The 20,168-nt window shown below is 71.7% G+C and carries 14 protein-coding genes; 8 read left to right on the top strand and 6 right to left on the bottom strand.

Going from position 1 to position 20,168, the window contains the following annotated elements:
• Positions 1 to 153 precede the first annotated feature (153 nt).
• The 5 genes from EU555_RS27295 to EU555_RS27265 form a co-directional block, all read right to left on the bottom strand.
• The gene (locus tag EU555_RS27295) at positions 154 to 498 is read right to left on the bottom strand and encodes a hypothetical protein (RefSeq protein WP_135418536.1); all 345 of its coding nucleotides are present in this window, start codon (positions 496 to 498) and stop codon (positions 154 to 156) included.
• A gap of 158 nt (positions 499 to 656) precedes the next feature.
• Positions 657 to 2,105, bottom strand: a complete 1,449-nt coding sequence (locus EU555_RS27290) for an efflux transporter outer membrane subunit (RefSeq protein ID WP_135418535.1) — start codon at positions 2,103 to 2,105, stop codon at positions 657 to 659.
• A gap of 368 nt (positions 2,106 to 2,473) precedes the next feature.
• A complete protein-coding gene (locus EU555_RS27280; protein ID WP_135418534.1) occupies positions 2,474 to 5,761 on the bottom strand; it encodes an efflux RND transporter permease subunit in 3,288 nt (1,095 codons plus the stop codon).
• Between the two features lie 223 nt (positions 5,762 to 5,984).
• Entirely contained in the window at positions 5,985 to 9,104 is a 3,120-nt protein-coding gene (locus EU555_RS27270) for an MdtB/MuxB family multidrug efflux RND transporter permease subunit (RefSeq protein WP_135418532.1), read from the bottom strand.
• 223 nt (positions 9,105 to 9,327) lie between these two features.
• Positions 9,328 to 10,728 carry an MdtA/MuxA family multidrug efflux RND transporter periplasmic adaptor subunit gene (locus EU555_RS27265; protein WP_135418531.1) on the bottom strand — a complete coding sequence of 467 codons (1,401 nt, stop codon included), beginning with the start codon at positions 10,726 to 10,728 and terminating at the stop codon, positions 9,328 to 9,330.
• Positions 10,729 to 11,045: 317 nt separating this feature from the next.
• Between EU555_RS27265 and EU555_RS27260 the strand changes: the two genes are divergently transcribed.
• Both EU555_RS27260 and EU555_RS27255 read left to right on the top strand, forming a co-directional pair.
• Positions 11,046 to 11,687, top strand: a complete 642-nt coding sequence (locus EU555_RS27260; protein ID WP_135418530.1) for a DedA family protein — start codon at positions 11,046 to 11,048, stop codon at positions 11,685 to 11,687.
• Positions 11,688 to 11,800: 113 nt separating this feature from the next.
• Positions 11,801 to 12,649, top strand: coding sequence for an FkbM family methyltransferase (locus EU555_RS27255; RefSeq protein ID WP_135418563.1), 849 nt, complete (start codon positions 11,801 to 11,803; stop codon positions 12,647 to 12,649).
• Between the two features lie 93 nt (positions 12,650 to 12,742).
• Here EU555_RS27255 and EU555_RS27250 read toward each other — a convergent pair whose 3' ends face one another.
• A complete protein-coding gene (locus EU555_RS27250; RefSeq protein WP_135418529.1) occupies positions 12,743 to 13,084 on the bottom strand; it encodes a PilZ domain-containing protein in 342 nt (113 codons plus the stop codon).
• A gap of 165 nt (positions 13,085 to 13,249) precedes the next feature.
• Here EU555_RS27250 and EU555_RS27245 point away from each other — a divergent pair, with 165 nt between their 5' ends.
• The 6 genes from EU555_RS27245 (at position 13,250) to flgK (ending at position 20,149) form a co-directional block, all read left to right on the top strand.
• Positions 13,250 to 13,819, top strand: coding sequence for a hypothetical protein (locus tag EU555_RS27245; protein ID WP_245524525.1), 570 nt, complete (start codon positions 13,250 to 13,252; stop codon positions 13,817 to 13,819).
• A gap of 109 nt (positions 13,820 to 13,928) precedes the next feature.
• Positions 13,929 to 15,155: a DUF1217 domain-containing protein gene (locus tag EU555_RS27240; RefSeq protein WP_135418528.1), complete on the top strand. Its 1,227-nt coding sequence runs from the start codon at positions 13,929 to 13,931 to the stop codon at positions 15,153 to 15,155.
• A gap of 7 nt (positions 15,156 to 15,162) precedes the next feature.
• The gene (gene flgF, locus EU555_RS27235) at positions 15,163 to 15,891 is read left to right on the top strand and encodes a flagellar basal-body rod protein FlgF (protein ID WP_135418527.1); all 729 of its coding nucleotides are present in this window, start codon (positions 15,163 to 15,165) and stop codon (positions 15,889 to 15,891) included.
• Position 15,892: 1 nt separating this feature from the next.
• Positions 15,893 to 17,236: a flagellar protein export ATPase FliI gene (gene fliI / locus EU555_RS27230; protein ID WP_425375160.1), complete on the top strand. Its 1,344-nt coding sequence runs from the start codon at positions 15,893 to 15,895 to the stop codon at positions 17,234 to 17,236.
• Positions 17,237 to 17,384: 148 nt separating this feature from the next.
• Entirely contained in the window at positions 17,385 to 18,659 is a 1,275-nt protein-coding gene (locus EU555_RS27225; RefSeq protein WP_135418526.1) for a flagellar hook protein FlgE, read from the top strand.
• Between the two features lie 29 nt (positions 18,660 to 18,688).
• Entirely contained in the window at positions 18,689 to 20,149 is a 1,461-nt protein-coding gene (gene flgK / locus EU555_RS27220; protein WP_135418525.1) for a flagellar hook-associated protein FlgK, read from the top strand.
• Positions 20,150 to 20,168: the final 19 nt, after the last annotated feature.

Here is a 20,168-nt window from a genome sequence, read left to right as displayed (position 1 = left end):
GGCATGGTCAGGAACCGGCCTCATGATGGCGGGGAAGACCCGGTCGAGCAGCCTCGGCATTTCTCGCTTCGCGACCGCCGGTGCGGTGCATGGGCCAAGTCCGGGGGCCAAGTCCGGGCCGTTCAGGACGGAGCCACGCGAGGGTCCATTCCCTCACCGATCGGTGCCACGGGCATAGTCGGGGGCATTGCCGTCGGGAATGACACCGCCTGTCGCCGGGTCCTTTCCGGCAACAGGACCATCGTTCCTGGTCAGACCGTGTTCGATGTCCGCGCCTTGTCGGGACAGGTCGTCGTTCGGCCGTCGCGCGCTGGACCCGTCATCCGTGGCGCCGCCGACGTAACCCGGGTGCCGCCCACCGGGCTCGACGGGCGGGGCGTGATGCGCAGGCGTCCTCGCGAATCCCGCCCATGCCCGGTCCGGCACTTGCCGTCGGATGGACAGCAGCATCAGCCCGGGGAGCCCGCATGCGAGGATCAGGAAAAGCACGAAGCCCATCGATCGCCCTTTCAGCTCAGGTGGCAGACAGGTCGAGATCAACTCCGTTCGGCTTCGGCCGTTCCTGATTACACGTCACGGCCAAGTATAAGCGTCGCATTACGGCAAGGCGACTGGCCGGGATAACCAGAGCCGCGGACGAGTTGCCCCGCGCGCCCTCACTCATCCACCCGCGGCGCCTGGCCGAGGTCGATCGGCAGGGGCTTGAAAGCTTTCAGCTCCTCGCCGCTCGGCAGGCTGCGCGTGTCCCAGCCGCCGCCGATCGCGCCGATCAGCGACACCGCGTTGGTGAAGCGGTTGAGCCGGACCTGCAACTCCGTGACCTCGTTGTTGAGCTCCAGCGCCTGGGCGGTGACGACGGTGGTGTAGTTCTGGGTGCCGGCCCGGTACTCGTTGAGCGCGATCTCGACCGCCCGGCGGGAGGACTGTACCGCCAGTTCCTGCGCCGCCTGCTGACGGGCGAGGATGCGCTGGCCGGCGAGCCCGTTCTCGACCTCTTGGAAGGCGGTGAGCACCGTCTGGCGATAGTTGGCGACGGCGGCGTCGTAGGCCGCCTCGACGGCCTGGAGGGCGGCGGTGCGGGCGCCGCCGTCGAACAGCACCTGGCTGCCGGAGGCCGCCACCGACCAGAACGAGTTCGCGGCGGAGAAGAAGTTGCGCGCCGGATCGCCCCCGATGCCGCCATTCGCCGACAGGGTGACGGTCGGGAAGAACGCCGCCACGGCGACGCCGATCTGGGCGCTCTGGGATTGCACGGTGCGCTCGGCCGCCGCGATGTCGGGGCGGCGCTCCAGGAGGTCGGAGGGCAGGCTCACCGGGACGCTCGGCGGGCGCGCCGGCAGGCTGCCGCGGGCGAGCGACAGCTCGGAGGGCGGGCGGCCGATCAGCGTCGCGATGGCGTGCTCCAGGTTCGCCCGCTGCAGCCCGACCGCGATGGCGTTGGCCTGGGTGGTCTGGAGCTGGGTCTGGGCCGTGATGACGTCGGAGCGGGCGGCGACGCCGGCATTGTACTGGTTCTGGGTGATCTCCAGCGAGCGCTGGTAGGCCCGGGCGGTGCGCTCGAGCAGGCTCTGGAGCGATTCCTGGTAGCGCAGCTGGTAGTAGGCGCTGGCGAGCTGCGTCTGGTTGGCGAGGCGCACCGCCGCGAGGTCGGCGGCGCTGGCCTGCGCGGCGGCGGCGTCGCTCTCGATCAGGCGGCGGATGCGCCCGAACAGGTCGAGCTCCCAGGTCGCGTTGCCCTGGAGCGTCAGGGTGGTGCGCTCGACCCCGCCGGTGCTCGACCGGCTGATCGAGGGCGCGCCGAGGGCGGTCGGGAAGAGCTGGGCGCGGGCCTCCTGCACCAGGGCGCGGGCCTGCCGGTAGGCGGCGACGGAGGCGCGCAGGTTCTGGTTGTCGACGTCGATCAGGCGGATCAGCCGGTCGAGGGTCGGATCGCGGAAGACCCGCCACCAGTCGCCGCGGTCCGCCTCGTCGCGCGGCCGCACCGGCCGCCAGTTGCGCGGCGGCATCGGCCGCGCGCCGCCCTCCTTGAAGGCGGGCGGCGTCTCGACGGTGGGACGGGAATAGTCGGGGCCGACGAGGCAGCCGGCGAGGAAGAGGGGGAGCATCGCCGAGGCGGCGAGGCGGAGCGGCGCGGCTCCGCGCTGCCGGACAAGGCGCGGGACTTCGCCTCTCCCCGCGGGCGGGGAGAGGCCTTCACCCCCCTTGTCGGGGGTGAAGGAAGCGCAGGCAAAGCCGGAGCGAGGGTGAGGGGCTAGCGCCAGATGTGGCTCCTCCGGAAACACCCCCTCACCTTCGGGTCGATCCCGACGGGATCGATGCGCCGCCTCGTTTCGCCCCCGACAAGGGGGGCGAAACCCTCTCCCCGCCCGCGGGGAGAGGGGATGCGCGCAACCTGATGCGGGAAACCATGAACCCACGGAGATGAGGCTCAGCGGCACGCGCGCATCCACCACGGTTCGATTGTCAGAGAGTGTCATTCGGCCGGCAGCGCCTGGGTGGCGGAGCCCCCGCGGCGGCGCCCGACCCAGAGCCGGAACCGGTCGAGGTACAGGTAGACGACGGGGGTGGTGTAGAGGGTCAGGACCTGACTCACGATGAGGCCGCCCACGATGGCGATGCCGAGGGGACGGCGCAGCTCCGAGCCCTCGCCGCCGTCGAGAATCAGCGGCAGCGCGCCGAGCAGCGCGGCCAGGGTTGTCATCATGATCGGGCGGAAGCGCAAGAGGCAGGCCTCGCGGATCGACTCCCGCGGGCTCAAGGAGCGCGTGCGCTCGGCGTCGAGCGCGAAGTCGATCATCATGATCGCGTTCTTCTTCACGATGCCGATGAGCAGGATCACCGCGATCAGCGCGATCACCCCGAACTCCTCGCCCGCCATCATCAGGGCCAGGATCGCCCCGATGCCGGCGGAGGGCAGGGTCGACAGGATGGTGAGCGGGTGGACCCAGCTCTCGTACAGGATGCCGAGCACGCCGTAGACGGCGAGCAGGGCCGCCAGGATCAGGAGCGGCTGGCGCGAGGACGAGGTCTGGAAGCTCTTCGCCGCGCCCGCGAACTCGCCGTGGATCGTCGCCGGCATCCGCAGGTCGCGCATATGGGCATCGATCGCGGCGGTCGCGTCGCTCAGGCTCTTGCCGGGCGCCAGGTTGAAGGAGAGCGTGGTCGCCACGAACAGGCCCTGGTGGCTGACCTGGACCGGGGTCGAGCCGGCCTCGAAGCTGGCGAAGGCCGAGAGCGGCACCATCGTCTCCTTGGCGCTGCTGACCGCCGCGCTCGACGAGGCGCTGGACCGCCCGGCCGAGGCGATCGAGTTGGTGGCGGCGTTGCGGGCCGAGTCGGTCGCGACCGCGGCCGCCGCCGTGCTGGCGTCGGTCGTGGCGGTGGCGGCGCTCGCGACCGTGCCGGCGACCGCATTGGTGGTGGCCGAGCCCCGCGCCCGCGCGCCCGAGGTCGAGACGTAGATGAGCTTCAGGGTCTCGGGATTGTCGAGGTAGCGCGGCGCGATCTCCATCACGACGTGGTACTGGTTCAACGGGTTGTAGATCGTCGAGACCTGGCGCTGGCCGAAGGCGTCGTAGAGGGTGTTGTCGATCTGGTCCGGGGTCAGGCCGTAGCGGAAGGCGGTCGGACGGTCGATGACGAGGCGCGTCTCCAGCCCACCCTGCTGCTGGTCGGAGGTGACGTCGGTGAAGGTCGGGTCCTTCTGCATCGCTTCCAGGAGCTTCGGGGTCCAGGCGTAGAGCTCCTCGCTAGTGTCGCCCTGGAGGGTGTACTGGTACTGCGAGAAGCTCTGGCGCCCGCCGACCATGAAGTCCTGGCGCGGGAAGAGGTAGAGCCGGGCCCCCGGGATCCCCGAGAGTTTCGGCCGCAGGCGGGTCATCACGTCGCTGATCGGGTCGCGCTGCCCCAGCGGCTTGAGGCCGACGAACACGTTGGCCGAGTTGGTGCCGCGCCCGCCGGTGAAGCCGACGACGCTCTCCACCGCCGGATCCGCCTGCACGATCGCGGCGGCGCGGCGGAGCTTGGCGCTCATCGCCTGGAACGAGATGCGCTGGTCGGCCTGGATGCCGCCGATCATCTGGCCGCTGTCCTGCTGGGGGAAGAACCCCTTCGGCACGATGACGTAGAGATAGACGTTGAGCACCACCGCCGCGAGCAGGACCAGCATCACGGTCACGCCGTGGCGCAAGGCCCAGTCGAGAGTGACGCGGTAGCCCGACAGGAGGCCCGTGAACGCCCCCTCCAGGATCCGCGCCACCGGGCCCGGCCGGGCGCCGTGGACCTCGGGCTTGAGGAAGCGGGCGCACATCATCGGCGTCGTGGTGAGCGAGACGACGAGCGAGATCAGGATCGCCAGCGACAGGACGACGGCGAATTCCTGGAAGAAGCGCCCGATGATGCCGCCGGCGAGCAGGATCGGCAGGAAGACCGCGATGAGCGACAGGCTCATCGACAGCACCGTGAACCCGACCTCGCGGGCGCCGAGGAGCGCCGCCTCGACCCGCGAGCGCCCGTCCTCGATGTGGCGCTGGATGTTCTCCAGGACCACGATCGCGTCGTCGACCACGAAGCCCGCCGCGATGATGAGCGCCATCAGCGAGATGTTGTCGATGCTGTAGTCGCACAGCCACATCGCCGCGAAGGTGCCGACGAGGGAGATCGGCACCGCCACCGCCGGGATCAGCGTGGCGCGGGCGGAGCGCAGGAAGGCGAAGACGACGAGGATGACGAGGCCGACCGAGATGATCAGCGTGCGCTCGGCCTCCGCGAGGGACGCCCGGATGGTGAGCGAGCGGTCGCCGGTGACGACGAGCTCGGTGTCGCCCGGCAGCGCCGCCTTGAGCTGCGGCAGCGCCTCCTTCAGCCGGTCGATCGTCTCGACGACGTTGCCGCCGGGCTGCTTGTAGACGATCAAGAGCACGCCGCGCTGGCCGTTGACGAGGCCGAGGTTGCGCCGGTCCTCGACGCCGTCGACGACCTGGCCGACGTCGCGCAGGCGCACGCCGGCGCCGTTGCGGTAGGCCACCACGATGTCCTGGTAATCGGCGGCCTTGCGGCCCTGGTCGTTGGCGTAGAGCTGGTAGCGCCGCTCGCCGGCCTCGATCGCGCCTTTGGGCGAGTTGGCGTTGGCGCTGGCGAGCGCAGCGCGGATGCCCTCGAGGCCGATGCCGTAGTTGAACAGGGCGTGCGGGTCGAGCTCGACCCGCACCGCCGGCAGCGACGAGCCGCCGATATCGACGTTGCCGATGCCCTCCAACTGCGACAGCTTCTGGGCCAGCACCGTGGCGGCGGAATCGTAGAGCGTGCCGGGGCTCAGGGTCTTCGAAGTGAGGCCGAGGATCAGGATCGGCGCGTCGGCCGGGTTGAACTTGCGGTAGGTGGGATTCTGGCGGAGTGCCGTCGGCAGGTCGGCCCGGGCCGCGTTGATCGCCGCCTGCACGTCGCGGGCGCCGCCGTTGATGTCCCGGTCGAGCCCGAATTGCAGCACGATCCGGGTCTGCCCGACCGAGCTCGTCGAGGTCATCTGGTCGACATCGGCGATCTGGCCGAGGCGCCGCTCCAGGGGCGCGGCCACCGTCGTCGCCATGGTGTCGGGGCTGGCGCCGGGCATCTGCGCCTGGACCAGGATGGTCGGGAAGTCGATCTGCGGCAGCGGGGCCACCGGCAGCCGCACGAAGGCGAACAGGCCGGCCAGCAGCACGCCGAGGGTAAGCAGCGTGGTGGCGACCGGGCGCAGGATGAAGGGGGCGGAGAGGTTCACGGGTGGTGGGCCCCGGGGGCGCCGCCCTGAACCCTCCCCCCTCTGCGGGGGAGGGTGGCCTGCGAAGCAGGCCGGGAGAGGGGAACCACGCTTCCTGAGAGGTCGACGTCGTCATGACAGGCGCCACATCCGGCACCGTCGCGCTGCCCCTCTCCCGCCCCGCTTCGCGGGGCACCCTCCCCCGCAGAGGGGGGAGGGTTCATGCGCTCAGGCGTCGCGTTTCTCACGGCACCGCCTCCCCGGGCGCCAGCCCGCTCCGGCGCCGGCCGGAGAACCACCGGCCCAGGCGGTCGAAGGCGAGGTAGATCACCGGCGTGGTGTACAGTGTCAGCACCTGGCTCACGATCAGCCCGCCGGCGATCGAGATGCCGAGGGGCTGGCGCAGCTCCGAGCCGGTGCCGGTCCCGAGGATCAGCGGCACCGCCGCGAAGAGCGCCGCGAAGGTCGTCATCATGATCGGGCGGAAGCGCAGGATGCAGGCCTCGTAGATCGCGTCCCGCGGGGTCATGCCCTCCTCGCGCTCGGCCTGGAGCGCGAAGTCGATCATCATGATCGCGTTCTTCTTCACGATGCCGATCAGCAGCACGATGCCGATGATGCCGATGATGTCGAGGTCGTGGTCAAACAGCATCAGGCCGGCGAGCGCCCCGATGCCGGCCGAGGGCAGGGTCGACAGGATCGTGATCGGGTGGACGAAGCTCTCGTAGAGGACGCCCAGCACGATGTAGACCGTGACGATGGCGGCGAGCACCAGGAACAGGGTGTTGTCGAGCGAGGCCTGGAAGGCGAGCGCCGAGCCCTGGAAGATCAGCCGGAAGCTGTCGGGCATGCCGAGCTCTTGTTCCGCCGCCCTGATCGCCGCCACCGCCGGCCCGAGGGAGGCGCCGGGCGCGAGGTTGAACGAGATCGTGGTCGCCGGGAACTGGCCGAGATGGCTGATGAGGAGCGGCGCGCGGCGCTCGCTCACCTGCGCGATCGCGGTGAGCGGCACCTGGCCGTTGGTGGCGGTGGAGGACGGCAGGTAGATCCGCGACAGCGATTCGAGCGTCCGGTGCAGGTCGGGATCGGCCTCCAGGATCACCCGGTACTGGTTCGACTGGGTGAAGATCGTCGAGATGATGCGCTGGCCGAAGGCGTCGTAGAGCGCGTTGTCGACCGAGGCCGGGGTGATGCCGTAGCGCCCGGCCGTGGCCCGGTCGATGGTGACGTAGGCGGCGAGCCCGCTCGCCTGCCGGTCGCTCGCGACGTCCGCGAGGTCGGGGATCTGCTTCAGGCGCTCGACGAGCCGCGGCACCCAGGTGTCGAAGGCGGCGAGATCCGGGTTCTCCAGGATGAACTGGTACTGGGTGGCGCTCACCGCCGTGTCGATGGTGAGGTCCTGCACCGGCTGCATGAACAGCGCGATGCCCGGCACGTTCGCGACCCGGGCGTTGATGCGCCGGATGATCGCGCTCGCGTTCTCCGCCCGCTCCTCGCGCGGGCGCAGGTTGATGAGGAAGCGGCCGGAATTGAGCGTCACGTTCTGGCCGTCGACGCCGATGAAGGACGACAGGCTGACCACGTCCGGGTCCTTCAGGACTTCTTCCGCCAGGCGCTGCTGGCGCTCGGCCATGGCGCTGTAGGAGACCGTCTGGTCGGCCTGGGTGATGCCCTGGATGAGCCCGGTGTCCTGGACCGGGAAGAAGCCCTTCGGGATCACGACGTAGAGGTAGACCGTGAGAGCGAGCGTGCCGAGGGCCACGAGCAGCGTCAGGCCCTGCCAGGCCAGCACGCCGCGCAACGTCCGGCCGTAGAACGCGATGCTGCCCTCCATCAGCCGGCGCCCGGCGCTGGCGATCCGCCCGGCGGCGCGGGCCTGGGGCGGCTGGTGCCGCAGCAGGCGCGCGCAGAGCATCGGCACCAGCGTCAGGGAGACGATGCCGGAGATCACGATCGTGGCGGCGAGGGTGATGGCGAATTCGTGGAAGAGCCGGCCGACCACCTCGCCCATGAACAGGAGCGGGATCAGCACCGCGAGCAGCGAGACGGTGAGCGAGATGATGGTGAAGCCGATCTCGCGCGAGCCCTTGAGCGCCGCCTCCATCGGGCTGTCGCCCTCCTCGACGTGGCGGGCGATGTTCTCGATCACCACGATGGCGTCGTCGACGACGAAGCCGGTCGCGATGGTGAGCGCCATCAGCGACAGGTTGTCGAGGGAGAAGCCCCACAGGTCCATGACCGCGAGCGCGCCGACGAGCGAGAGCGGTACCGACAGGCTCGGGATCAGGGTGGCGGGCAGCGAGCGCAGGAACAGGAAGATCACCAGCACCACGAGGGCGATGGCGAGCAGCAGCTCGAACTGCACGTCCTCGACCGAGGCCCGGATCGTCACCGTGCGGTCGGTGAGCGGGGTCACCTGGATCGCCGCCGGCAACGTCGCCTGGAGCTGGGGCAGCAGCGCCTTGATCCGGTCGACCACCGCGATGACGTTGGCGCCGGGCTGGCGCTGGATGTTGAGGATCACCGCCGGCGTGGTGTCCATCCAGGCGCCGAGCTGGGTGTTCTCGGCCCCCTCCACCACCTCGGCCACCGCCGAGAGCCGCACCGGCGCGCCGTTGCGGTAGGCGATCACCGCGTCGCGATAGGAGGCCGGATCGCGGATCTGGTCGTTGGCGTTGATGGTGAAGGACTGGGTCGGCCCGTCGATCGAGCCCTTCGGGGTGTTGACGTTCAGGTTGTTGATGGTGGTGCGCAGGTCGTCGATGTTGAGGCCGTAGGCGGCGAGCGCCGAGGCGTTGAACCGCACCCGCACCGCCGGCCGCTGCCCGCCCGCCATCGAGACGAGGCCGACGCCGGAGACCTGGCTGATCTTCTGGGCGAGCCGCGTCTCGGCGAGGTCGCGGACCTGCGTCAGCGCCAGGGTCTTGGAGGTGAGCGCGAGCGTCAGGATCGGCGCGTCGGCCGGGTTGACCTTGGCGTAGACCGGCGGCGCCGGCAGGTCGCTCGGCAGGAGGTTGCCGGCGGCGTTGATCGCGGCCTGGACCTCCTGCGTGGCGATGTCGATCCCGAGGTCGAGGCTGAACTGGAGCGTGATGACGGAGGCGCCGGCGGACGACTGCGACGTCATCTGGTTGAGGTTGGCGAGCTGCCCGAACTGCCGCTCGAGCGGCGCCGTCACCGCCGAGGTCATCACCTCGGGGCTCGCGCCCGGATAGAAGGTCTGCACCTGGATCGTCGGGTAGTCGACCGAGGGCAGCGCCGAGAGCGGCAGGTTGAAGTAGGAGATCATGCCCGTGAGCAGGATCGCCAGCATCAGGAGCGTGGTGGCGACCGGGCGCAGGATGAACAGGCGGGAGGGGTTCATCGGGCGGCCCTCGTGAGACGCGCACGCTCAACCCTCCCCCTTCTGCGGGGGAGGGTGGCCAGCGGAGCAGGCCGGGAGAGGGGCAGCGCGACGGTGCCGGATGTGGCGTCCTTCATGACGCGCGCGACCTCTCCGGAAGCGTGGTTCCCCTCTCCCGCCCCACTCCGTGGGGCACCCTCCCCCGCAGAGGGGGGAGGGTTATGGCCGGTGCGCCTCGTCATGGTCACGGGTTCTGGCTCTGCTGGCGGCGGCGATGCGGGCGCTCGCCCTCGGGACGCTGGCCATCCTGGCGTTGCCCCTCCTGCCGCTGGCCCTCCGGCCGCGGCTGGGCCGCCGCGCCCTCCCCGTCCGCCGGCGCTGCCGGCTTCGCCTCCGCCTCCGGCCCGGCCGCCTTCTCGGGCCGCCCGCCGGTGACGCGCACCTGCGCCCCGTCCTTCAGCCGGTCGGTCCCGTCGACCACCACCCGGTCGCCGACCGCGAGACCCTTCGTCACAACGGTGCGCACGCCGTCGCTCTCGCCGATCTCGATCGGGCGCACCGCGACCTTGTCGTCGCCGGTCATCAGGTAGACGTAGGTGCCGGGCGTGCCGCGCAGCACGGCGGCGGCCGGCACCAGCGCCGCGTCGCGCACGGTGTCGACGTCGAGGCGGGCGTTGACGAACTGGTTGGGGAAGAGCCGGTCGTCCTTGTTCGGGAACAGGGCGCGCAGCTTCACCGTGCCGGTGGTGACGTCGATCTGGTTGTCGACGGTGTCGAGGGTGCCGCGGGCGATCTCGGTGGTGTCCGAGCGGTCGAAGACCCGCACCGGCAGGGTGGCGCCGGCGCGCAGCCGGTCCATCACCCGCGTCAGCACGGTCTCGGGCAGGGTGAACAGCACCGAGATCGGGTGGAGCTGCGTCACCACCACGATGCTGGTCGACGCGGCGGTGACGTAGTTGCCCTGGTCGAGCTGGCGCAGGCCCACCCGGCCCTCGACCGGGGCGGTGATGCGGCCGTAGCTGATGTTGAGCTTCTGCTGGTCGATCTGCGCCTGGTCGGAGGCGACGACGCCCTCGTACTGCTTGACCGTGGCGGCCTGGGTGTCGACGTTCTGCTTCGAGATCGAGTCCTGCCGGTTGAGCGTCTGGTATCGGGCGAGGTCGAGGCGCGCGTTCTGCAGCAGCGCCTGGTCGCGCAGGAGCTGGCCCTGGTACTGGGCGAGCAAAGCCTCGTAGGGCCGCACGTCGATCTGGGCCAGGAAGTCGCCGGCCTTGACGGTCTGGCCCTCGCGAAAGCCGATCTGGGTGAGGTAGCCGCTCACCTGCGAGCGCACCGTCACGGTGGCGAGCGGCGTCACGGTGCCGAGGCCGGAGAGCACCACCGGCATGTCGCCCTTCTGGACGGCGGCGACGCCGACCGCCTGCGGCCCCTCACCCCCGCCGCCGCGGCGCCCGCCGCCCCGGCGGCCGGTGCTGGCCTGCTGCGTCTCGGGCTTCCTGAACCCGTCGGGGAGGTAGGTGCGGTAGGCCCAGATGCCGCCGGCGGCGAGCGCCAGCAGCAGGATGAGCCAGACCGGGCCGCGGCCGCGCCGGCGGCGCGGCGTCTCGACCGCGTCGTCGGTCCGGATGGGAGACAATTCGTTCATCGACCTGGACAACCCGGACTTAGAAAACCGACCTCGCGCCCCCGCGACGCCCATACATGTCGTACCGTCAGCGCGGATGGCGCCTGCGGCCCATCGCCCCGATACGCCGCCGCCAGTGGCCGTCCCCCCGGCGCCACCCCGGCCATTCCGCACGGCAATGCGTCGCCAGTGCGACGACGATGTTGCCTCACGATTGCTGAACGCCACCCGAGCGTTGCCCTGGAAGAGCCACGATCGGATCCCTTATCTCAGGACACCTCTCAGGACACCCGGGCGCGACACGGCGCCGCCGGGCGTCGACTGTCCGCGGACCCCGCATGCATTTCCTCCACGACCTGCCGGTCGCCGACCTGATCTCGCATTACGGTTACTGGGCGATCTTCCTGGTGATCACCCTCGAGAGCGCCGGCGTGCCGATGCCCGGCGAGACCGCGCTGATCTCGGCCGCCGTCTATGCCGGCTCGACCGGCCAGCTGCGCATCGGCCTCGTGGTGCTGGCGGCCGCGGCGGCGGCGATCATCGGCGACAATCTCGGCTACTGGGTCGGCCGGCGCTGGGGCATGCCGCTGCTCCTCAAGCACGGGGGCAAGATCGCCCTCGACCATCGCCGGCTCAAGCTCGGCCAGTACCTGTTTCGCCGCCACGGCGGCAAGATCGTGTTCTTCGGCCGCTTCACCGCGATGCTGCGGGCCTATGCGGCGCTGCTCGCGGGAGTGAACCAGTTCGACGCCCGCCGCTTCTTCCTGTTCAACGCCGCCGGCGGCCTCGCCTGGGCCTCGCTGATGGGCTTCGGCGCCTATCTGTGCGGCCGCTCGATCGAGCACGTCGTCGGGCCGATCGGGCTCGGGCTCCTCGCCATCGTGGTGTTCGGCGGGATCGCCCTGTGGCTGTTCGTGCGCCGGCACGAGGCGCGGCTGACCCACGAGGCCGAGCAGGCGATCCCGGGTCCCCTCGCCTGAGGCCGCCCGTTGCCGCCCGCCCGCCGGGGTGGCATGAGGCGCGCCACGAGATTCCCACCCGCCCCGCGCCCGCGCGGGACGGCCGCGGCGGCCTGCGGCTTCGAACCGGCATGATGACACAGACTCTCCATCCCTTCGGCACCTACGCGCCCGCCGGGCTCGTGCGCTGGATCGTCTCGCGCACCGAGCGCCTGCCCGACGAGAACTGGCGGGCGCGGCGCCTCGCCCTGCTCCTGCGCCGCTGCGCCATCCAGATGCTGCGCGGCCGGCCCCTCGACGTCGAGCGCTACGGGGCGCGGATGCGCCTGCACCCCTACAACAACAACTGCGAGAAGAAGGTGCTCTTCACCCCGCAGTTCTTCGACCCGGCCGAGCGCAGGATCCTGGTCGAGAAGGTCCTGGCCGGCCGGGCGCGGCCGGACTGCGTCTTCCTCGACATCGGGGCGAATGTCGGCGCCTACGCGCTGTTCGTGGCGGCGCAGGCCGGCCCCGGCGCCCGGATCCTGGCGGTCGAGCCGCAGCCGGACGTGTTCGACAGGCTCGCCTTCAACATCGCCCAGAACCCGTTCGGCACCGTCAAGGCGGTGGCCTGCGCGGTGGCCGACAAGGCCGGGGAGATGACCCTGTTCGTCGATCCCCGCAACCGCGGCGAGTCGAGCCTCAAGGTCGTGGGCACCAACGAGGGCGCGGCGATCCGGGTGCCGGCGGTCTCGCTCCTCGATCTCGTGCGCGGCGAGGGCCTGACCCGGATCGACGCGGTCAAGCTCGACGTGGAGGGCGCCGAGGACCTGATCCTCGAGCCGTTCCTGCGCCAGGCGCCGCGCTCGCTCCACCCGGCCCTCCTCATCGTCGAGGACGGCACCGACCTGTGGCAGACCGACCTCACCGCCCTCCTCACCCGCCACGGCTACCGCCGCACCGCCAAGACCCGCCTGAACCTGATCTTCGAGCGGGAGGGGTGAACGCGGTTCACGGCCAGGCCTGGCCGTGCGGGCAGGCGGACGGCTCGTCGTGAGCCTCGCCGCCCTTGCCGGCTCCGGCCGAGGGCGATCGGCTCAGGCTCGCGCCTGATCCGGCGGCGATCCCACCGTCCCGAAGGTCACCCCGGCGAAGTCGCCCCGGCGCCAGCGCAGGCGCGCCGCGACGGTGCGCAGGTCGTGGGCCGCGATGACGAGCGTGAACGCGTCCGGCAGCGTCACGCGGGCCGGCAGGCGCAGCCGCGCGCCCCCCGCCGAGACGTCCAGGACCTGGCACGACACGAGGCGGTCGGGGCCGAGCACGATCCGTCCCTGCTGGACGACGCGCAGCCGCCGGCCCGCGCGGGGGATCGGACCGGCGGCCTCGTGCTCGCGCCCCTCCCCGTCCCCGGCGCCGTCGGCCTGCCTCAGATCGGTCATGCGTTGCCCCGCCCCCTGGCGCCCGTCGCGCAACGCTTACGGCATTTCCCGGGCCGGCGGAACGCCCGGCCGCTCCTCGCGGGCGCCTCTCGGGTCGCGTTAACCGTCCGTCAAGCCTGATCCTTCATGCCTCGTTAGCCATCCACGTTCCGACCGATCCCGGCCATGCCCGCAAATCCGGCCACGACGAAGCGCCCCTCCCTTCCCCCGGAGAGCCCGGTCGCGGGCCTGATCACCCGCCGCCGGGCCCGGGAGGCCGCGGCCGAGCGCGGCGTGTTCGGGGCCGCGATCCTGCTGGCGCTCACGGCGACGGGCTTTGCCGGCTACACCCTGTCCCAGCCGGCGCGGCCCTACGACGTGCGGGCAGTGCTGCCGGCGTCCGCCGGCCCCTTCGCCTGGAAGCGGACCGTCGCGCAGGGCCGCGCGCCCGCCGACGACCGGGCCCCCGAGGCCGAGCTCGATCCCCTGATCACCGGCTCGCTGCCGGAGGCGCCGCCCGCGCCCGCGCCGGCCTCCGCCGAGGGCCTTCCGGTGCGCCCGGCGACGCCGCCCTCGGGCTTCGCCCTGCGGCGCGCCTCCGCCGGCCAGGCCCTCGTCGAGGGCCGCGACGGCCTGCACGAGGTCGGGGTCGGCTCCACCCTGCCGGGGGCCGGCCGGGTGCTGTCGATCCGCAGCACCGGCGCCGGATGGATCGTCATCACCACCGAGACCATCATCGGGCCGACCCCGCTGTGAGCGCGATGCGGCAAGCCTCGAGCAAGGGTGGCCGCCTAGAGCGGAGACCCGTCCGTGGGCGGCCGCCGGCTGCCCCGACCCACCGCGCCGACCGGCCGGAGATCGATCCGTGACCAGCACCCTGACGAGCTACGTGCTCCTGTCGCGGAACCTCGCGACCTCGCTGCAGCGCAAGGGCGCCGAGGCGGTCGTGGCCCGCGAGACGGCCTACTACCAGGCCAATATCGGCAAGGTGAAGTCGGTCGACGACCTCATGGCCGACCAGCGGCTCTACGCCTACGCCATGAAGGCCTTCGGCCTCGAGGACATGACCTACGCCAAGGCGTTCATGCGCAAGGTCCTGACCGAGGGCACGGCCGACTCCACCGCCTTCGCCAACCGCCTGGCGGATGACCGCTACGTCGCCTTCGCGAAGGCCTTCGACTTCTCGCAAGCGGCCAGCGCGACCGGCACCGACCCGACGCTCACCGCCGGCGGCTATGCCCTGCCGGGCAGCGCGCAGCTCTCGCTCACCGGAGCGCTCGCGGAGGCCACCGACTTCAGCGGCACCAACGAGGCGCGCTTCGTGATCGCGTCCCAGGTCGACGCGACCACGACGAAGACGGCCACCATCGTCCTCAACAAGGCGAGCCTCGCCGGCAGGGTCGCGGACCTCGCCAAGGTGACCCAGGCCGAGATCGCCACGGCGATCAACGCCCAGATCGCGGCGTCGGGCGCCGGCGGTCTGATGGGCAAGGTGGAGGTCAGCGTCACCATGCAGGGCCGCCTGTCCTTCGAAACGACCGGCTACACCGATCTCGGCCTCGACGGCGAGGCCGGCGGCGACGGCGCGAACGCCGACACCGTCACCCTCGCCGGCGGCAAGACCCGCACGCTGACGGTGAGCAACGCCCTCCTGTCCGATCCCGGCCAGACCGCCGTCGACATCGGCAACGGGACGGACGTCGCGCCCGACGTCAACGTCAAGGCCGTGGTCGACGCCTATCTCCAGCAGAGCCTCGAATCGGATGCCGGCGCCGAGGATACCGGCGTCCGCCTCGCCCTCTACTTCGCCCGCAAGGCCCCGACGCTCAACAGCGGCTACGACGTCCTGGGCGACACCGCCCTGACCCAGGTCGTCAACACGGTGCTGGGCCTGCCCGCGACGAGCGGCGCCACCACCAGCGAGGCCCTGGCGCAGCGCGCCAGCTTCATCGGCAGCAAGGTCGATTTCGCGAGCTTCCAGGACCCGGCCAAGGTCGAGGCCTTCGCCCGGCGCTTCGCGGCGATCTGGGACGCGCAGAACAACACCGCCTCGGACCCGATCCTGGCGCTGTTCAGCAACGACGCGGCATGAGGCGGCGATGCAGAACAGCCTCTACGTCAACCTCTCGGCCCAGGTCGCTCTCGACAAGCGCCTGACCACCACCGCCAACAACGTCGCCAACATGGCGACGGCGGGCTTCCGCGCCGAGGAGACGAAGTTCTCGGCCCTGCTCGCCCAGGCGACCAAGGGGGCGGTGGCCTTCGTGAACTCGGGCGACACCTACCTGACGCGGGCCTCCGGCCCGATCGCCAAGACCGATTCCCCCCTCGACGTCGCGATCCAGGGCGATGCCTGGCTCGGGATCGCCGGCACGTCCGGGCCGGCCTATACCCGCGACGGCCGCCTGACGATGGACGCGACGGGTCAGCTGCGCACCCTCACCGGGCAGGCAGTCCTCGATCCGGGCGGCTCGCCCCTCCTCCTCGACCCGCAGGCCGGCCCGCCGACCATCGCGCGCGACGGCAGCATCTACCAGGGCACCAACCAGGTCGGGGCGTTAGGCGTATTCACCCTCGACAAGAAGGCGACGCTTGCCCGCGCGCCCGGCAACGCCGTGACGCCGAGCCTGCCGGCCAGGCCCGTGCAGGACTTCACCGGCATCGGCGTGGTCCAGGGCTACGTCGAGGGCTCGAACGTCAACCCGATCATGGAGATGACGAAGCTCATCACGATCCAGCGCGCCTTCGAGAGCGCCGCCGCGGCGAGCCAGGAGGCCGAATCCTCGCTCCAGAGCGCCGTGAAGTCGCTCTCGCCGCAAGGATCGTGAGATGACGGGCCGGGAGATGGCGCCGGATCCGATCGCGCGCCTGACCGAGGCCGTGGCGGCGGCGCGGCAGGACGGGGCCCTGGTGCGGATCGGCGGGCCGATCCGCGAGGTCACCGCGAGCGCCTGCCGCATCGGCGGCGTCGCGCCCTTCGTGCGCCTCGGCGACCGGATGGCCATCGCGGGGACCGGGCGGAGCCAGGTCGGCGAGATCGTCCGGATCGACGCCGAGGGCGCCACGCTCAAGACCTACGAGAGCCGGGTTGAGGCCGGGATCGGCACGCTGGTCCATCGCCTGGGGCCGGCGGAGCTGCGGCCGGACCCGAGCTGGAAGGGCCGCGTCATCGACGCCCTCGGGCGCCCGGCCGATGGCGGGCCGCCGCTCACCCCCGGCGAGCGCGCCGCCCCCCTCGACGCCGACCCGCCGGCGGCCCTCGGCCGGGCCCGGGTGCGGGCGCCGTTGCGCACCGGGGTGCGGGTGCTCGACCTGTTCACCCCGCTCTGCGCCGGGCAGCGCATCGGCGTCTTCGCGGGATCGGGCGTCGGCAAGTCGACGCTGCTTGCCATGCTGGCGGGGGCGGAGGGCTTCGACAGCGTCGTGGTGGCGCTCGTCGGCGAGCGCGGGCGCGAGGTGCGCGAGTTCCTCGAAGGCCCGCTCGCCCCGAGCCGCGGGCGCGCCGTGGTGGTGGTCTCCACCGGCGACGAGAGCCCGATGATGCGTCGCCAGGCGCCGAAGGTGGCCCTCGCCGTGGCCGAGGCGTTTCGCGACCGCGGCGAATCGGTGCTGCTGATCGTCGATTCGGTGACGCGCTACGCCCATGCCGCCCGCGACGTGGCGCTGGCGGCCGGCGAGCCGGCGGTGGCCCGCGGCTACCCGCCGAGCGTCTTCTCCGACCTGCCGCGCCTGCTCGAGCGGGCGGGCCCCGGCCTCGAGGGCCGCGGCAGCATCACGGGCGTGTTCTCGGTGCTGGTCGACGGCGACGACCACAACGACCCGGTCGCCGACTCGATCCGCGGCACCCTCGACGGCCACGTCGTCCTCGACCGGGCGATCGCCGAGCAGGGCCGCTACCCGGCGGTCGACCTGCTCGGGTCGATCTCGCGGCTCGCCACCGAGGTCTGGACGCCCGAGCAGCGCGACCTGATCCGCAAGCTCCGGGCGATGATGGCCCGCTTCGAGGAGACCCGGGACCTGCGCCTGATGGGCGGCTACCGGGCCGGCAGCGATGCCGAGCTCGACCAGGCCATCGGGCTGGTGCCGCGGATCTACGACGCCCTGCGCCAGGATCCCGGGCAGCCGCCGAGCCGGGACGCCTTCCTCGAACTCGCCCAGAGCCTGCGGGGCTGAACCGGATGATCCCCCCTGCCCGCTCCCCGGACCCTCCCGTCCAAGCCCCGCGCAAGCCTGGTCGGGTTTATTCCGCCCCGAGCGTCACCATCGCTGTTCCTGTCCTGTCCGCGTCCAACTCAAGCATTCTGACGAACGAGGTCCCGCAATGAGTCTCATCGGCGTGCTCCGCACCGGTGTCTCGGGCATGAACGCCCAGTCGAACCGCATCTCGACGGTGGCGGAAAACATCCAGAATTCCGGCACCACGGGCTACAAGCGCAGCTCGACGGAGTTCTCCTCGCTGCTGATCGCCGAGAGCGCGAGCGGCAACTACAATTCCGGCTCGGTCGGGACGGTCGTGCGCCGCGCGGTGACGGAGGGCGGCAACATCGCCTCCACCACCTCGAAGTCCGACATCGCCATCGACGGCAACGGCTTCTTCGTGGTCAAGGATGCCACCAACGCGCCCTACCTGACCCGGGCCGGCAACTTCGTGGTCGACGGGGTGACGGGCAACTTCACCAACGCCGCCGGCATGACCCTGATGGGCTACAGCCTGCTCAACGGCGACCCGAACCCGACGCTCAACAGCGTCACCGACATGGTGCCGATCAACCTGTCGTCGGTGAGCGCCCGGGCCCAGCCCACCGCCGAGGGCGCCCTCTCGGGCAACCTGCCGCTCGACGGCACGACGACGCCCGCCGGCCAGTACGCCAAGAAGTACTCGCTCGTGACCTACGACCGGCTCGGCAAGGCCCAGACCCTCGACGTCTACCTGGCGAAGAACACCGGCGGCACCTGGACGATGTCGATCTACGACGCCGCCGCCAACCCCACCCCCGCCGGCACCACCCCGACCCTGCCGGCCGGCACCGCGCTCGCCAGCACCACGGTCGGCTTCGATGCCAACGGCAGGATCGCCGGCACCCAGGTCGCCGGCCCGCCGGTGGCCTATACGGGGCCGAAGTCGATCGGCCTCACCGTCCCGGGCGGCAACGGCAACCCGATGACGATCGACATCTCCGGCCTGACGCAGCTCGCCGGAAGCTACGGGCTGCAGGGCCAGGCCGACGGCGCGGCGCCGGCGGCGGTGACCGGCTCGGAATTCGGCAGCGACGGCACCGTCTACGCCACCTTCGCGGACGGCACCCGGATGGCGGCCTTCAAGGTGCCGCTGGCCACGGTGGAGAGCCCGGACAACCTCGAGCCGCGCTCCGGCAACGTCTTCCGGGTGAGCGTCGATTCCGGCGACATCCAGGTCGGCTTCGCCAGCCAGAACGGCCGCGGCACGCTCAAGGCCGGCGCGCTCGAGCAGTCGAACGTCGACGTCAGCACCGAACTCACCTCGATGATCGAGTCGCAGACGGTCTACACCGCCAATTCCAAGGTGTTCATGACCGGCAACGAGATGCTCGACACCCTGATGAACCTGAAGCGGTAGCCCCGACGACGGCCACCGGGAGCTGACAGATGGGTCTCTCGCTCGCGCTCAACACCGCGCGCTCGGCATTGCTCGCCACGTCGAGCCAGATCGCCGCCTCCGCCCGCAACACCGCGGGGGCGAACGATCCGGGCTACTCGCGCAAGATCGCCACCGTGGTGAGCGGCGGCGGCGTCACGGTGGTGGTGGCGCGGGCGAGCGATGCCGCCCTGTTCGCCCGCAAGCTCTCGGCCGCCTCCGCCTCGGCGGGGAGCCAGGCCCTGCTCGACGGCCTCACGAGCCTGTCGCGGACGGTGGGCGACACCGCCGAGGCCGGCTCGCCGGCCGCCCGGCTCGGCGCCTTCAACGCGGCGCTCCTCTCCGCCGCCAACCGCCCGGACGACACCGCCCTCGCCCGGGCCGCGGTCGAGAGCGCCCGCGACCTCGCCGCCAGCCTCAACGGCGCGGCCGACACCGTGCACGACGTGCGCGCGCAGGCCGACCAGGCGATGGCGGACTCGGTCGCCCGGATCAACGACCTGCTCGGCCAATTCGAGCGCGCCAACCGGGCGGTGATGCGGGGGACCGCGAGCGGCCAGGACGTCAGCGACAGCCTCGACGACCGCGACCGCATCCTGTCGCAGCTCTCCGAGGAGATCGGCATCACGGTCGTCGACCGCCCCGGCGGCGACATGGCGATCACCACCGACAGCGGCGTGGCGCTCTACGACCGCGGCGCCCGGACGGTGGGCTTCACCCCGACGGCGGCCTACGCCGCCGGCACGCAGGGCGGGGCCGTCACGGTCGACGGCGTGCCGGTCACCGGAGCCTCCTCGCCGATGCGGATCACGGGCGGGCGCCTCGCCGGTCTCGCCACCCTCCGGGACGAGACCGCAATCGCCTACGAGAACCAGCTCGACGCCATCGCCGGGGCCCTGATCGACACCTTCCAGGAGGCGGATCAGCGCAGCCCCGCCGACCCGCTCTACCGCGGCCCGGCCGCCGGCCTGTTCACGGCCGATGCCGGCAACGCCCTGCCGGCCTCTTCCCTCGGGCTTGCCGGCCGCATCGCCCTCAACGCCGCGGTTGATCCGCAGGCGGGCGGCGACGTCGCGACCCTGCGCGACGGCGGCATGAACGGCAGCGCCTACCGGACGAACCCGACCGCGGGCACGGGCTATGCCGACCGCCTGCGCGACCTGACCGGCCGGCTCGGCGCGGCGCGCAGCTTCGACCCGGGCCCGTCGCTCAGGGAGACCGCGACGCTCTCGGGCTTCGCGGCGGATTCCGCCGGCTGGCTCGAGGCGACCCGCAAGGCCGCCTCGAGCGGCGCGGATTACCAGAAGACGCTGCTCGCCCGGGCCGGCGACGCCCTGTCGAACGCCGTCGGGGTCAACGGCGACGACGAGACCGCCCTGACCCTGCAGCTCGAACGCTCCTACACCGCCTCGGCCAAGATCCTGACCATGGTGGACGCCCTCCTCAAGACCCTCCTGGACGCGGTCCGGTGAGGCGATTCGGGAACGGCCA

This window comes from Methylobacterium nonmethylotrophicum, assembly GCF_004745635.1.
Taxonomy (GTDB): domain Bacteria; phylum Pseudomonadota; class Alphaproteobacteria; order Rhizobiales; family Beijerinckiaceae; genus Methylobacterium; species Methylobacterium nonmethylotrophicum.
Note: the sequence above shows the minus strand (reverse complement) of the source record. Positions and strands in the feature narration are given on the sequence as shown.